Source organism: uncultured Dechloromonas sp. (assembly GCF_945957265.1).
GTDB lineage: Bacteria > Pseudomonadota > Gammaproteobacteria > Burkholderiales > Rhodocyclaceae > Azonexus.
Window position 1 is genome coordinate 1 of the sequence record NZ_CAMFKO010000056.1, and the last position, 14,958, is coordinate 14,958.

Consider the following 14,958-nt stretch of genomic DNA (forward strand, 5'->3'; position numbering starts at 1 on the left):
GCACCAAGTAAGCCGACCGCGCTTCACCGAAAAGCCCCGCGATGCGGGGCTTTTTTTCGCTTGGAACAAACATGTCACGACTTCCCCGGATTGCGGCCCGCCTGCTGATTCCGGCCGTGCTGGCCGTCGCCGGCACGGCGCTCGCCGCCGATGCCTCGCGTCCGCGTATCGGCCTCGTCCTGGGCGGCGGCGGGGCGCGCGGCGCCGCGCATATCGGCATCCTCGAAACCCTGCAGCAGCACCGCGTGCCCGTCGATTGCGTGGCCGGCACCAGCATGGGCGCCCTGGTCGCCGGGGCGTGGGCGGCCGGCATGTCGCCCGCCGCGATGCGCGAAAGCCTGGCTGCGGCGGACTGGAGCGACATGTTCATCGACAATCCGGACTACGCGGAGCTGAGCCATCGCAACAAGACGATGGCCCGGCGCTTCCTGGCGGGCTCGGAAAGCGGCGTGATGACCGATGGCGTCAAATACCAGACCGGCGTCGTCACCGGCCAGAAGATCAAGCTGTTCTTCAACCAGCTGGTGCGGGCCAACCAGGGCGAGCGCAATCTTGAGGACCTGCCGCTGCCGGTTTCCATCGTCGCCACCGACATCGGCACCGGCGAGCGCGTGGTTTTCCGCGATGGTCCGCTGACCCAGGCCATGCGGGCGAGCATGTCGGTGCCCGGGCTGCTGGCGCCGGTCGACCACCAGGGGCACAAGCTGGTCGATGGCGGCCTGGTCGACAACCTGCCGATCGCCGAGGTGCGCGAACGCTGCCAGGCGGACGTCGTGATCGCCGTGAACGTCGGCTCCCCCTTGCTCAAGGCCGAGGAGGTCGGCTCGCTGATCACCGTCTCGGCGCAGATGATCGCCATCCTGACCGAGCAGAACGTCAGCCGCTCGCTGGCCCTGCTGCGCGAGGGCGACATCGTCATCAAGCCCGATCTGAACGGCATCACGGCCGGCGACTTTGCGCGGCATGCCGAGGCGGCCGATCGCGGCAAGGCGGCCGGCGACGCACTGGGCGACCGGCTGGCCAAGCTGTCCCTGCCGCCCGACGCCTATGCCGCCTGGTGGCAGGGCATCGAGGTCAAGCGGCGCAGTTCGCCGCGCATCGACGAGATCAGGATCGTCGGGCTGAACAAGGTCAATCCGGCGGCGGTCGAGCGCCATCTGCACGTCGAGCCGGGGCAGACCATCAAGCCGGCCGAAATCAACCGCGACCTGCTGCGCATGTACGGCGACGGCTGGTACGAGAGCGTCGATTACACGGTACTCACGCAGCGCGACAAGAACATCCTGCGCGTCACCCCGGTGGAAAAGCGCTGGGGCCCCGATTACCTGCGCTTCGGCCTCAACCTGCAGGCCGACAACAGCCAGGGGACCTCGTTCGGGCTGCGCGCCGCCTATCACTCGACCTGGCTCAATCGCCTCGGCGGCGAACTGATCGTGACCGGCGACGTCGGCTCGACGAACCGCCTCGGCATCAACGTCTACCAGCCGCTCGATCCGGCCCAGCGCCTGTTCGTCGAGGCGACGGCCGGGGTCGAGCAGAGTCGCCTGAACATCTACCAGAACGATGCCCGCATCGCCCAGTACAAGGTCACCGAGAACGGCCATGGCGTCCATCTCGGCGCCAATGTCGGCGTGCTCGGGCCGGTGCGCCTGGGCTGGGTGCAGCGTCATCGCTATTACGATCTCGACATCGGCTCGCCTTCCCTGCCCAACGCCGGCGCCAGCTTCGGCGGCTGGAAGGCCAGCCTCGATTTCGACCAGTTCGACCGCATGCATTTCCCGACGCGCGGCTGGGCGGCCCAGCTCTCCTACTTCGATTCGCCGGAGGTCGGCTATTCGAAGGCCGAAGCCAACCTGCAGGGCGCCTTTGCGCTGGGCGGCACCGTCTTCAACGCCCGCTTCCGCTACACCGGATCGCCGCGCGGCGTCCTGCCGGTCTACGATGCCGGCTACCTCGGCGGCTTCCTGAACATGACCGCCTTCGCGCCCAACCAGGTGATCGGCGACGACATCCGCTACCTCGGCCTGCGTACCGAGCAGATCATCGGTCACCTGCCGCTCGGCCTGAGCGGCGACATGCGCCTCGGCTTCGCCCTCGAGGCGGCCAGGATCGGAATGCGCTACAGCGAATCGAAACGCGACGGCCTGGTCGATTCGGTTGCCATCTACCTCGGCGGGCAGACGCCGCTCGGCCCGGCCTATGTCGGCTTCGGCTACTCGACGAGCGGCGTATCCAACCTCTTCCTGTTCGTCGGAACGCCCTGAGGCCGCCGCCAATGGCATACTGGGCGACCAATCAACCGGGAGTGAGACCATGAAAGCACGTTTCCTGTCGTTGGCAATGGCTGCGCTGCTGTGGGTCGGGCTGGCAGTGGCCCAGGTCAACATCAATACCGCGACGGTTGAGGAGCTCGATGGCCTGAAAGGCATCGGCCCGACGAAGGCCAGGGCTATCGTCGATTACCGCAAGAAGAACGGCCCCTTCAAGTCGGTCGACGACTTGCAGAATGTCTCCGGTATCGGCCCTTCGACCTTGAAGGACCTGCGCCGCGAAGTGACGGTCAGCGGCGCTTCGCGTCCGGCAGCAAGCGCCTCCGAGGCGCCGAAGCCGGCAGCCGCGCCCCCGTCGGCCAAGCAGCTCCCTGGCAGCCCCGCCAGGCCGGCCGTTCCCGGCAAATCGACCACGGACAACAAGCCCGCGGCGCTTGCTGCGGAAAAGCCTGCGGCAAGCGCTTCTCCGGCCCGCCCCGCCGGCCCGGCCCGGCCGATGCTCGAAAGCCAGCCGGCTACCCCGGCCGCTCCTGCCGCCGCGCCTTCGCCGGCAAAGCCTGCGGCACCGGCCGTTCCGGGCGGGCCGGCGAAACCCGCCGTGCCGGCGGTCAAGCCGGCTGGTCCCGCGTCCATTCCGGCCCCGGCAGGCGGTTCGGCGGCCGCAGCGCCGGCACCTGCCGCGCCGGCAAGACCGGCGGGCCCTGCCAGGCCGGCCGTTCCGGCGGCGTCGTATTGATCGTGCGTTGCCCCGGGGGCGCCGCTTGAACGCCAGCCTGACCCTGTGCGCCACGACGCGCCTGGCCCAGACGCTGCGCGGCGAAGTGCCGGCCGGCCGGCGCGTGTGGCAGACGCGGCGGGCGTTGACGCTGGCCCAGTGGCTGGCCGGGCTGGCCGAGGAAGCCGGCTTGAGCGGTTTGGCCGACCTGCCGGCGGCGCTCGACCCCTTCGCCGAGCGCCTGCTCTGGGAGAAGGTGATCGCCGGCTCGCTGACCGACGCGGCGCCCCTGTTCGATATCCAGGGCATGGCGGCTTCGGCGGCGGAGGCGCAGGCGCTGTGCCGCGTCTGGAAACTCAAGCCGGGCGGCGCCCAGCTCTCCGACGAGGCGCGCCTGTTCGTCGGCTGGCAGGCCGAGTTCGAACGGCGTTGCCGGGCGGAGGGCTGGATCGACGCGGCCGGGCTGCATCGGCAACTGATCGGCCTGATCGAGGCCGGCCATTTCGCCTTGCCGGGGACGGTGCTGTTCGCCGGTTTCGACCGCTTCACGCCGCTCGAGCGCGACCTGATGGCCGCCCTGAACGCGCGCGGGGTGGGCGTCGGGCAGGAGCCCATGGCCTTCTGCGAGGAGCCCCGGCAAGCGGTGCACGCTTGCGCCGATCTCGACGCCGAATGCGCGCTGGTCGTGGCCTGGGCGCGGCAGCGCCTGGCCGACCATCCCGATGCCCGGCTCGGCATCGTCGCCCCCGACCTGGCCGGCGTGCGCGACCGCCTGGAATTCCTGCTCGACGACGTCCTGCATCCGGCGCTGATTCGCCCCGATGCCGCCGAGCATCCGCGCTGCTTCAATTTCTCGCTGGGGCGCGCGCTGGCCGACATCCCCGTGATCCGCGTTGCCCTCGACCTGCTGTCGCTGGGCGGCAGTCGCGCCAAGATCGAGCAGGGGCGGCTGTCGGCCCTGCTGCTGGCGGGCGGCTGGTCGGCGGCCGAGGCGGAGGCCGATGGCCGGGCGCAGCTGGATGCCGCCGTCCGTCGCGATTTGCCGTATTTCACCACGCTGCGCGCCATCCTGAGCCTGGCCGAACGCCTGTCGGCCAAGGCGCCGCCCCTGTGTCCGCAGAGCATGGCGGCGCTGTCGGCCTTTGTCGGGGCGAGCGAGGGGGCGTCGCGCAAACTGCCGCCCGGGCGCTGGGCCGGGGTCTTCCGCGCCGCGCTGGCAGCGGCCGGCTGGCCGGGCGATCGGCCCTTGTCCAGCCACGAGTACCAGGCCCGTCGCGCCTTCGGCGAAGTGCTCGACGGTTTCGGGCGTTTCGATGCCTTGCTCGGGCCGCTGGGCTTTGCCGAGGCGGTGCGCCGCCTCTCCCAGCTGTGCCGGCAGCGCCTGTTCCAGCCCGAAACGCGGGGCAAGCCGGCGATCCAGGTGCTGGGGGTGCTGGAGAGCGCCGGCCTGTCCTTCGATGCGCTATGGGTGATGGGCCTGAACGACGACCGCTGGCCGCCGTCGCCGCGTCCCAATCCACTGCTGCCGGCGGAGTTGCTGCGGGCGGCGGGAGCCAGCCACGCCAGCGCCGAGGTCGAGCTCGATTTTGCCCGCCGCGTCCATGCGCGGCTGTCGCAGGCGGCGCCGGATGTCGGCTATTCCTACGCGCTGGCCGACGGCAATCGCCTGCTGCGGCCCAGCCCCCTGCTGGCCGGGCTGCCGGTGCAAACGCCCTCGCCGGCCGGACTGGAGACCGTGGCCAGGCAGCTGGCCGCCACGGCGAGCGCCGCCGTCGACCAGCTGGACGACGCCGCCGCGCCGCCGGTCGCCGACGGCGAGAAGGTTTCGGGCGGCAGCTGGCTGTTGCGCGCGCAGGCGATCTGCCCGGCCTGGGCCTATTACCAGTACCGCCTCGGCGGCGAGGCCATGGAGGTGCCGGTCGAGGGCCTCGATCCGGCCGCCCGCGGCACGCTGGTGCATGGGGCGCTGGAAGCCTTCTGGCAAGCGGTGCGCACCTCGGCGGCGCTCGCCGTCTTGTCCGACGAGGCGTGCCGGCAGGTCATCGAAGCGGCGGTGGCGGACGCCATTCAGACATTCGAAACGGAGCGCCGCACGACGCTGCCGGCGCGCTTCCGGGCGCTGGAAGCGGCGCGGCTGCACAAGCTGCTCGAGGTCTGGCTGCAGGTCGAACGGCAGCGCGGCCAGGCCTTCGCGGTCATCGCCTGCGAGCAGGAGGCCGAGGTCGAGATCGACGGCATCAAGGTCAGGATGGTCGTCGATCGCATCGACTGCCTCGACGACGGGCGGCAGCTCATCATCGACTACAAGACCGGGGCCGCCATCGATACGAAGAACTGGGCCGGGCAGCGGATCACCGAGCCGCAGCTGCCGATCTACGCCGCCCTGGTCAACGACGAGGTGGCGGCCGTGGTCTTCGCCAAGGTGCTGCTCGACAAGCCGGCCTTCGCCGGCGTCGCCGACGAGAAGGACATCCTGCCCGGGGTGCAGGGCGTCGGCGAGGACAAGCAGAAAATATTCGATCCGGCTGAATTTCCCGACTGGGTCGCGGTCATTACCCACTGGCGGGAGCGGCTGCATGCCGTGGCCGGCGAAGTGAAGGCCGGGGTCGCCGGCGTCAGCTTTGCCGATGAAAAGGGGCTGCAGTATTGTGAAGTGCTGCCGCTGCTGCGTTTGCCGGAGCGTCGCCGTTTGCTGGCGGCGGCAGCCGGAATGATGGCCGGCGTCGATGCCGGCGAGCCTATCCATTGAACGGGAGAAAAGCATGCGTGAACTGAAATTGCTGGGCATCTGCGGCAGCCTGCGCCGCCAATCCACCAACGCCGGCCTGTTGCGGGCGGCGATGGCCGAGCTGCCGGCAGGCGTGAGCATGGAAATCGCCGACCTGTCGGCCGTGCCGCTGTACAACGCCGACCTGACCGAAAAGCCGGCCGCCGTCCAGGCGCTGCTGGCCGGCATGGCGGCCGCCGACGCGCTGGTCCTGGCCTGCCCCGAATACAACTACTCGATCGCGCCGGCCCTCAAGAACAGCCTCGACTGGGCGTCGCGCGAGCCGAACAATGCGCTGCTCGCCGGCAAGGCAGTGGCCATCATGGGCGCCGGCGGCGGCATGGGAACGTCGCGGGCGCAATACCACCTGCGCCAGGTCTGCGTCTTCCTCGACCTGCATCCGCTCAACAAGCCGGAAGTCTTCGCCAACGCCTTCGTCGGCGCCTTCGATGCCGATGGCAACCTTACCGATGCCAAGCTGATCCAGCAGGTTGCCGCCCAGATGCAGGCGCTGGCGAGCTGGACCAGGCGCCTCGCGGCCTGAGCGTAGCGACGGGAACCGTCAGGGAGAATCCATGAATATCCAGCCGTCCCGAACCGGCGAACGCGCCACGCTCCGGCTGAGCGGTCGATTCCAGTTCGATTCGCACCGCGATTTCCGGAGCGCCTACGACGTGCACCTCGCCGACCCCGGGGTGAAGGTCATCGTGCTCGATTTCGCCGGCGTGGACTACCTCGACAGTTCGGCGCTCGGCATGTTGCTGCTGCTGCGGGAAAAACTGGGCGCGGTTGGCAAGACGGTCGAACTCGCCCATGCCCGGGGCGTGGTCAAGCAGGTGCTGGACGTCGCCAACTTCGCCCGCCTGTTCCGGATTTCCTGAGCCGGTGCCGATGTCCCTGACCGATCGTCTGGCCGAGGACCGGCTGGCCCGCGAACGGGCGCTGGAGGTCGCTTCGTTCATCGTCGAGGCGCCGGCCGGCGCCGGCAAGACGGAGCTGCTCACCCAGCGCTACCTGCGTCTGCTGGCTGTGGTCGACCACCCGGAAGAGGTGCTGGCGCTGACCTTCACCAACAAGGCGGCGACCGAGATGCGCGACCGCATCCTGCGCAGCCTGGAAACGGCGGCGAGCGGGGTGCTGCCCGCCGAGCCGCACAAGCAGCTGACCTTCCGGCTGGCCGGCAGGGCGCTGGCGCGCGACGGCGAGCAGGGCTGGGGGCTGCTCGATCATCCGGGGCGCCTGCGCATCACCACCCTCGACGCGCTGTGCGCCAGCCTGGCGCGCCAGATGCCCTATCTCAGCCGCTTCGGCAGCCAGCCGGCGGTGAGCGAGGATGTCGCGGCCCATTACGCCACGGCGGCCCGGCGCACGCTGGAGATGGTCGAATCCGAAGGCAGCGACGCCGAGGTGGTGGCCGGCGCGCTGGCTTTCATGGACAACAACGCCGGGCGCCTGGAAAGCCTGCTCGTGGCGATGCTCGGCAAGCGCGACCAGTGGCTGGTGCATGCCTCGCGCATCGAAAGCGGCGAGCTGAAAGCCGAGGTCGAGGCCGGCTTCGCCGGGCTGATCGAACGCGATCTCCGCCTGGCCGGCGCGTTGCTGGACGGGCGCCTGCAGTCGCTGCTCATGCCGCTGGCCCGCTTCGCGGCAGCCAATGCGCCGGGGAGCTTCGCGGCGCTGCTCGACTGGAACGAGCCGCTGCGCGCCCGCATCGACGACCTGGCGCGCTGGCAGGCGCTGGCCGGGCTGCTGCTGACCGGCACCGGCACGCTGCGCAAGACGGTCGACAAGCGCTGCGGCTTTCCGGCCGACAAGCCGTTCGCCGAGCAGAAGAAGGCCATGCTCGAGGTGCTGGCCGACCTGCGCGCGAGCGTCGGCATCGAGGCGGCGCTGGGCGTCCTGGGCACGCTGCCGCAGCCGCGCCTGAGCGATGCCGAATGGGCCACGGTGGCATGTTTTTCGCGCCTGTTGCGCCTGGTCGCCGGGCAGCTGTGGCTGGCCTTCCAGGAAGCCGGCGAGGTCGACTTCATCGAAATCGCCGCCCGGGCCGGCCTGGCGCTGGGCGACGACGAGGCGCCGACCGACCTGGCGCAGGCGCTCGACTATCGCATCCGCCACCTGCTGGTCGACGAATTCCAGGACACCAGCCCGACCCAGGTCGATCTGCTGAAACAGCTGATGCGCGGTTGGATGCCCGACGACGGCCGCACGCTGTTCGTGGTCGGCGACCCGATGCAGTCGATCTACCGTTTCCGCAAGGCCGACGTCGGGCTGTTCCTGCGCGTCCGCGAGCACGGCATCGGCGACGTTCGCCTCGAGCATCTGCGCCTGTTCCGCAACAACCGCTCGTATCCGGGGATCGTCGACTGGGTCAATACGGCGTTTCCCGGCATATTTCCGGCCGAGGACTGGCCGGAGACCGGCGCCGTGCGCTATGCCGAGTCGGCCGCCACCCGGGAGGCCAGGGCCGACAGCGGCGTGTTCGTGCACCCGGTCATTGAGCGGGACGGGGACGATGGTGCCGGCGAGGAGGCGCGCCAGGTGCTGGCGCTGATCCGCGAGGCGCGGCGGGATGCGCCGGCGCAGCGCGTCGCCGTGCTGGTGCGGGCGCGCAGCCACCTCGACGCGCTGGTCGCGGAGATCCGGCGCAGCGCCCCCGACTTGCGTTTCCAGGCGGTGGATATCGAGGGGCTGGACGGGCGGCAGCACATCCAGGATCTGCTGACCCTGTTCCGGGCACTGCAGCACCGGGCCGACCGCGTGCATTGGCTGGCCCTGCTGCGGGCGCCGTGGTGCGGCCTGACGCTGGCCGATCTGCATGCGCTGGCCGCCGACGACAGGCAGCAAACGATCTGGCAGCTGATGCGGGACGATGCGCGCGTGCAGCGTCTCTCCGCCGACGGCCGCAGCCGCCTGCTGCATGTGCGCGCGGTGCTGGCCGGCGCTTTCGCCGCCCGCGACCGGCAGCATCCGCGACGCTGGCTGGAAGGCGTGTGGCTGATGCTGGGCGGCCCGCGCTGCCTGGAAGCGCCGGAAGCGCTCAACGACGTGGCCGCCTTCTTCGCCCTGGTCGATCGCCTGGTCGCCGCCCGCAGCCTCGATGCCGATACGCTGACCGGACATGCGGCCGAGCTGTTCGCGCCGGCCGATCCGCAGGGCGACGCGGTGCAGATGATGACCATCCACAAGTCGAAGGGCCTGGAATTCGACACGGTGATCCTGCCCGGCTTGCACCGGGATACGGGCGGCAACGACAGCAGCCTGCTGCTCTGGGACCTGTTCCCGGCCGCCGACGGCCGCGAGCATCTGCTGGTCGCCCCGATGCGCCAGAAAGGGGCCGGCAGCGACGAGCCGACCGCCTACGACTACCTGCGCCGCGTCGAAGCCGAACGCGCCGCGCACGAAACGGAACGCCTGCTCTATGTCGCCGCGACGCGGGCGATCCGCCGCCTGCACCTGGTCGGCGTCGCCAGGGCCGACGAGCGCAAGGACGACGGCCTGAAGCCGCCGGCCGCCGGCACCCTGCTCAAGCTGCTGTGGTCGGGCATCGCCCAGCCGGCATGCGTTGCCGCGCTGGCCGGGGATGTGCCGCAACGCGATAGCGGGCGCTTCGATCCGGCGACTTTCGTGCCGCCGCTGCTCCGTCTTCGCCAGGTCGGCATCCCGGAGGCGCTGCAGGCCCTTCCGGCCGACCGGCCGGGCGCCGACAATCCGCTCGCCCTCGACGCTGCCGATGACGCGCTGTCGCTGGAAAGCTCGGTCGGCACGCTGGTCCATCGCTGCCTGGAGATCATCGCGCAGCAGGGGGTGGCGGGCTGGTCGCCAGCGCGCGTGGCCGCCTCCGAACCGGCATATCGACGCTGGCTGGCGGAGCGGGGGCATCCTCCCGATGCCGCCGCTGTCGGCGCCACCGAAGCGGTGGCGGCGCTGGCCTGCACCCTCGACAGCGAGCCGGGCCGCTGGCTGCTCGCCGCTCATGCCGAGGGCGCCGCCGAGCAGGCATGGAGCAGCCTGCAGGACACGCAGGCCAGCCATCACGTGATCGACCGCTGTTTTGTCGCCGACGGCTGCCGCTGGATCATCGACTACAAGACGGCGCGCCTGCCCGAGTCGGAGCTGCGCCAGCGGGCGGCAAGCCACCGGCCGCAACTGGAGCGCTATGCCGCCCTGTTCGCCGGCGATCCGCTGCCGCTGCGGGCGGCGATCTTCTTTCCCATGCAGGGACTGCTGGTCGAACTGCCACTGGTAGTCAGTCACGCCGATTCGCGTTGATGCGGGGCGTGCCGAACATCGCGGACTCGGCGTGACGGACTACTGGGTGATCCCCTAGGGGAATAAGCCGCCACGCCGCCGAGTGACTCGTCATATAATTGCCGATTGTCATAATGTGTCCAGGGAATGCAACGGCTCCTCCTCGTCCTGCTGCTGACGTTCTTCCTTCCGTGCGGAGCCGGGGCCGAAGGGGGGCGTTCCGTCGAGTTGCGCATCGTCGTTGCCGACGATGCCGCGCCGCTGGCCTATCGGGACGAATCGGGGCAGCTGACCGGCTTCAGCGTCGAGATCGCCCGGGCCTTGTGCAGCGAGATGGGCGCCAGCTGCGTGTTCGATGTCGTGCCCCAGAGCGATGCGCTGCCGCGCTTGTTGCAAGGCAAGGCCGACATCGTCGCCACCGGCGTCTTCGAAACCCGGGAGCAGCGGGGCAAGCTGATCCTGGCCGACCCGTACTACCGCTCGTTCAGCCTGTGGCTCGGGCCGGCCGATGCCTCGCCGGGACGCCAGGGGGTGCGCGTCGTCGTGGTCGGCGGTTCGATCCAGGAGGACTATGCCCGCCGCCAGGGCTGGGATGTCAAGGCGGCGCGCAGCAGCGGCGAACTGACGCGCATGCTGGTCGCCGGCGAAGCGCAGGCGGCGCTGGTGCCGATGATCGCCGCGTTGCAGATGCAGAAGAGCCGTGCCTTCCGCGGTCTGGGCCTGGCGCCGATCGTGTTGCGCGCGCCCGAGTTGAGCGGCGATATCTCGTTCGGCATCTCGCCCTATCGGCCGCAGCTGAAAAACGACATCAACGCGGCGCTTGCGCGCATCAAGCGCAATGGGACGTATGATCGCATCAACTCCCGTTTTCTCCCTTTCCGGGTGAGTTGATGCCTTCGTCGATTTTCCATGCCTTTCCGGCGTACCGCCATGCCTGACCCCGCGGTCGCCCGCCGCGGCTTTCATGCCGGCCGGGCCTTCGGCCTGCTGGCGGCCATCTTCGTCGTTGCCTTCGGCCTGGCGGTGTTGCTGCTCGCCGAGGACCAGCAACGGGTGATCGAGGTTAACGGCCGCCTGCAGGAGCGGACTTTTCCCGAAATCATTCGCTACCAGCGCCTGGCGCGCAACCTGGAGCAGCTGCGCCAGGAGGGGGAGCGCATCTTCGCGGTGAGCTCGCACGCCTCGCGGCAGCAGTCGATGTTCGTGGTGACGCTGATCGCCAGCCATCCCAGCGTGCTGGAGCATCCGGCGGCGGCCGAGCTGGCGCGGGAGGCGGAGCAGTTTCTGGGCAAGGTGGTCGGCCAGTCGGCGCGGGACAACCAGCGGCCGGCGGCGCATTACGACGAATGGCGGCGCATAGCCGGGCGCCTGGGCGTCCAGGTCGACGACGTGTCGATCGAGGGCATCAACCTGGCCGGCAACGACCTGCAACAGGTGTCGGCGGTGATGAACCTGGCGCGCTACAAGCTGATGGCGGTGCTGCTCCTGGTCGGCCTGTTCCTCGCCGTACTCGCCGTGCTCGTCCGCCATCACCTGATCCATCCGCTGCAGCGCATCGATCACGCCCTGTCCGGCCTCAGCGCCGAAAAGCCGGCGCCGGTGTTCAATACCTCGCGCCTGCTCGAGATACAGGCGGTCGAGGAGGCCATCCGCGAGCACCATGACCTGCTCGTCCAGAACGAGGAAATCCGCCGGGGCCTGGAGTCGCTGGCCAACAAGGACGGCCTGACCGGCCTGATGAACCGGCGCCATTTCATGCACTCGGCCGAGATGGAGCTGCAGCGGTCCCAGCGCTATCGCCGGCCGGTCACCGTGGCGATGGCCGATCTCGATTTCTTCAAGAAGCTCAACGACACCTACGGCCATGCCGCCGGCGACAGCGTGTTGAAGGCGTTCGCCGAACGGGTCCGCGAGGCGCTGCGCCAGTCCGACCTCGTCTGTCGCTACGGGGGCGAGGAGTTCGCCTTCCTGTTTCCCGAGATTTCCACGGCGGAAACCGCGAAACTGGCCGAACGCCTGCGCGCCGCCTGTGCCGACAACGACGTGCCGCTGTCCGACGGGCGACGGGTCAAGGTCACCGTCAGCATCGGGCTGGCCGACGCCAGCGAATGCCCGATCGAGGTCGCCCTGCGCTACGCCGACGAAGCCTTGTACGAAGCCAAGCGCCAGGGGCGCAACCGGGTGGTGATCAGCGGCGCCGGGGTCGTCACAAATCCGATACAAGAAAATCCCTGAGCGGGTGGCGGCGGGCAGTAAAATCCCGGGCTGAAATTTTCAGGGATTTTCAATGCGTCGACCGTTGGCAGCGCTTTTCTCCTTCGCTCAACGCCTCGCTGCGGGGCAGGTCGTGCTCTCCATCGAGAGCGTGCTGCTGCTCGCCAGCCTTTTCTTCGCGCTGTTCTGCAACAGCCTGTTCCTGTCCGGCATGCTCGCCGGCTACGACCCGGCGCAAGCGTCCACCTGGCTGCTCGGCGCCTCGCTGCTGGTCGTGCTGGTGGCCCTGCATTTCGCATTGCTCGGCCTGGTCGCCACGCGGTGGACGACCAAGCCGCTGCTCGCCCTGCTGTTCGTGGCGACGGCCTTCGCCGTGCATTTCATGAGCCGCTACAAGGTCTATCTCGACACCGCCATGCTGCGCAACGTGATGGCGACCGACGTGCGCGAGGCGCGCGACCTGATGACCTGGTCGCTGCTCCCGCAACTGCTGCTCTATGCCGCCGTGCCGCTCTGGGTGCTCAGTCGCATCGGCCTGCAACGGCGCACTTTCCGGCGTGCCCTGGCGGTTCGCGCCGGGGCCTTGCTGCTGGCGCTGCTCGCCGCCGGAGGGGCGATCTTCGCCAACTTCCAGGATATCGCCTCGCTGATGCGCAACAACCGGGAACTGCGTTTCCTGGTCACGCCGGCCAACTATCTCTATTCGCTGAGCCAGGTGGCGCGCAGCCAGGCCAAGGAGGCCGACCGGCCGCGCGAGCCGGTCGGCGCCGACGCGACCCCGGGCGCGGCCTGGAGCGCCCGCGCCAAGCCGGTGGTCATGGTCATGGTGCTCGGCGAGACGGCGCGCGCCGCCAACTGGGGGCTGTCCGGCTACGCCCGGCAGACGACGCCGGAACTGGCCGCCGAGGCGGGCATCGTCAATTTCGCCGACGTCACCAGTTGCGGCACCGATACCGAAACCTCGCTGCCCTGCATCTTCTCGCCCTGGGGGCGTCGCGCCTACGACGAAACGCGCATCCGGCGCAGCGAATCGGTGCTCGACGTCGTCGCCCGGGCCGGTTTCCGCGTCGTGTGGGTGGATAACCAGTCGGGTTGCAAGGGCGTCTGCAACGGCGTCGAGTCGATTCGCCCCGACCCGGCCAAATCGCCGGCGGCCTGCGCCGGTGGCGAGTGCCAGGACGGCGCTCTGGTCGAGACGCTCAAACAACTGGTCAGCGAAACGCCGGGCAACCTGATGATCGTCCTGCACCAGATGGGCAACCACGGACCGGCCTACTTCAAGCGTTATCCCGATGCGTTCAAGCAGTTCACGCCGGCCTGCGAGGACCCCGACCTGCCCAAGTGCAGCAACGAGAGCATCGTCAATGCCTACGACAACGCCATCCGCTACACCGACCACGTGGTCGCCTCGCTGGTGCGCACCCTGCGCGGGCATGCCGGCCACGACTCGGCGCTGCTCTACGTCTCGGACCACGGCGAATCGCTTGGCGAGAAGGGACTCTTCCTGCACGGCGTGCCGTACAAGATCGCGCCGGACGTGCAGACCAAGGTGCCGATGGTGATGTGGTTCTCGGCGGGTTTCCCGGCGAGCTTCGGGCTCGACGACGGCTGTATCGGCAAGGTCGCCGCGACGCCGCTCAGCCACGATCACATCTTCCATACCCTGCTCGGGCTGCTCGATGTGAAGACCTCGGTCTACGCCCGGGAAATGGATTTCTCGGCCAAGTGCCGGAAGTGACTGTCCAGGGGCCTAAAGCAGCACGCAGGCCCAGATCACCGCGGCGTTGAGCAGCGACAGCAGCACCGCCGCGCTGCCCATGTCCTTGGCCCGCTTGGCCAGTTCGTGCTTTTCCGGCGAGGCCTTGTCGACCACCGCCTCGACTGCCGAATTCAGGATTTCGACGATCAGGATGACGATGATGCTGCCGACCAGCAGGGCGCGCTCTATCCCGGTGTGGCCGAAGTAGAAGGCGAGCGGAAAGGCGACGGCGGCGAGCAGCACTTCCTCGCGGAAGGCCGCTTCGTTCTTCCAGGCGGCTTGCAGGCCGTCCTTCGAGTAGCCGCACGCATTGATCAATCGGGTCAGGCCCCGCTTGCCCTTGAATTCGTCGATGGCGCTCTTGGCCGGTTCGTGGCTCATGCCGTTTTTTCCAGTAGCGGTTTGAGGAAGCGGCCAGTATGGCTGGTTTTGTGTTTCGCCACGATTTCAGGCGGGCCGGAAACCAGGATGCGGCCGCCGCCGCCGCCGCCCTCGGGGCCGAGGTCGACGATCCAGTCGGCGGTCTTGATCACATCGAGGTTGTGCTCGATGACGACGATGGTGTTGCCGTTGGCGGCCAGGCGCTGGAGCACGCTGAGGAGCATCTCGATGTCCTGGAAATGCAGGCCGGTGGTCGGTTCGTCGAGGATGTACAGGGTGCGGCCGGTGTCGCGCTTGGACAGTTCGAGCGCCAGCTTGACGCGCTGCGCCTCGCCGCCGGACAGCGTGGTCGCGCTCTGGCCGAGGGTGATGTAGCTGAGGCCGACATCGACCAGGGTCTGCAGCTTGCGGGCCACCACAGGCACCGGGTCGAAGAATTCGCGTGCCTGCTCGACGGTCATGCCGAGCACGTCGTGGATGGTCTTGCCCTTGTACTGGACTTCCAGCGTTTCGCGGTTGTAGCGCTTGCCGTGGCAGACGTCGCAGGGCACGTAGATGTCGGGCAGGAAGTGCATCTCGACCTTGATCATGCCGTCGCCCT

Annotated in this window: 10 protein-coding genes and 1 pseudogene; 9 read left to right on the forward strand and 2 right to left on the reverse strand. The window is 69.1% G+C overall.

The window, feature by feature from the left end:
- The first annotated feature begins 71 nt into the window (after positions 1-71).
- The 9 genes from Q0P59_RS19085 (at position 72) to Q0P59_RS19125 (ending at position 13,955) form a co-directional block, all read left to right on the forward strand.
- On the forward strand, positions 72-2,264 hold the full coding sequence (locus Q0P59_RS19085) for a patatin-like phospholipase family protein (RefSeq protein ID WP_295009364.1): 2,193 nt from the start codon (positions 72-74) through the stop codon (positions 2,262-2,264).
- 49 nt (positions 2,265-2,313) lie between these two features.
- Positions 2,314-3,006 carry a helix-hairpin-helix domain-containing protein gene (locus Q0P59_RS19090; RefSeq protein WP_295009366.1) on the forward strand — a complete coding sequence of 231 codons (693 nt, stop codon included), beginning with the start codon at positions 2,314-2,316 and terminating at the stop codon, positions 3,004-3,006.
- Between the two features lie 25 nt (positions 3,007-3,031).
- Positions 3,032-5,734, forward strand: coding sequence for a PD-(D/E)XK nuclease family protein (locus Q0P59_RS19095; protein WP_295009367.1), 2,703 nt, complete (start codon positions 3,032-3,034; stop codon positions 5,732-5,734).
- Between the two features lie 13 nt (positions 5,735-5,747).
- On the forward strand, positions 5,748-6,296 hold the full coding sequence (locus tag Q0P59_RS19100) for an NAD(P)H-dependent oxidoreductase (protein WP_295009369.1): 549 nt from the start codon (positions 5,748-5,750) through the stop codon (positions 6,294-6,296).
- 31 nt (positions 6,297-6,327) lie between these two features.
- Positions 6,328-6,633, forward strand: coding sequence for an STAS domain-containing protein (locus tag Q0P59_RS19105; protein ID WP_295009371.1), 306 nt, complete (start codon positions 6,328-6,330; stop codon positions 6,631-6,633).
- A gap of 10 nt (positions 6,634-6,643) precedes the next feature.
- Positions 6,644-10,024, forward strand: a complete 3,381-nt coding sequence (locus tag Q0P59_RS19110; protein WP_295009373.1) for a UvrD-helicase domain-containing protein — start codon at positions 6,644-6,646, stop codon at positions 10,022-10,024.
- A gap of 126 nt (positions 10,025-10,150) precedes the next feature.
- The gene (locus Q0P59_RS19115; RefSeq protein WP_295009375.1) at positions 10,151-10,894 is read left to right on the forward strand and encodes a transporter substrate-binding domain-containing protein; all 744 of its coding nucleotides are present in this window, start codon (positions 10,151-10,153) and stop codon (positions 10,892-10,894) included.
- 39 nt (positions 10,895-10,933) lie between these two features.
- The gene (locus Q0P59_RS19120; protein WP_295009377.1) at positions 10,934-12,238 is read left to right on the forward strand and encodes a GGDEF domain-containing protein; all 1,305 of its coding nucleotides are present in this window, start codon (positions 10,934-10,936) and stop codon (positions 12,236-12,238) included.
- 52 nt (positions 12,239-12,290) lie between these two features.
- The gene (locus tag Q0P59_RS19125; protein WP_295009380.1) at positions 12,291-13,955 is read left to right on the forward strand and encodes a phosphoethanolamine--lipid A transferase; all 1,665 of its coding nucleotides are present in this window, start codon (positions 12,291-12,293) and stop codon (positions 13,953-13,955) included.
- Between the two features lie 12 nt (positions 13,956-13,967).
- Here Q0P59_RS19125 and Q0P59_RS19130 read toward each other — a convergent pair whose 3' ends face one another.
- Together Q0P59_RS19130 and Q0P59_RS19135 are read right to left on the reverse strand one after the other, a co-directional pair.
- Entirely contained in the window at positions 13,968-14,357 is a 390-nt protein-coding gene (locus tag Q0P59_RS19130) for a diacylglycerol kinase (protein ID WP_295009382.1), read from the reverse strand.
- A pseudogene (locus tag Q0P59_RS19135) lies at positions 14,354-14,958 on the reverse strand (ATP-binding cassette domain-containing protein); the annotation flags it as partial. The gene Q0P59_RS19130 and the pseudogene Q0P59_RS19135, both read right to left, overlap by 4 nt.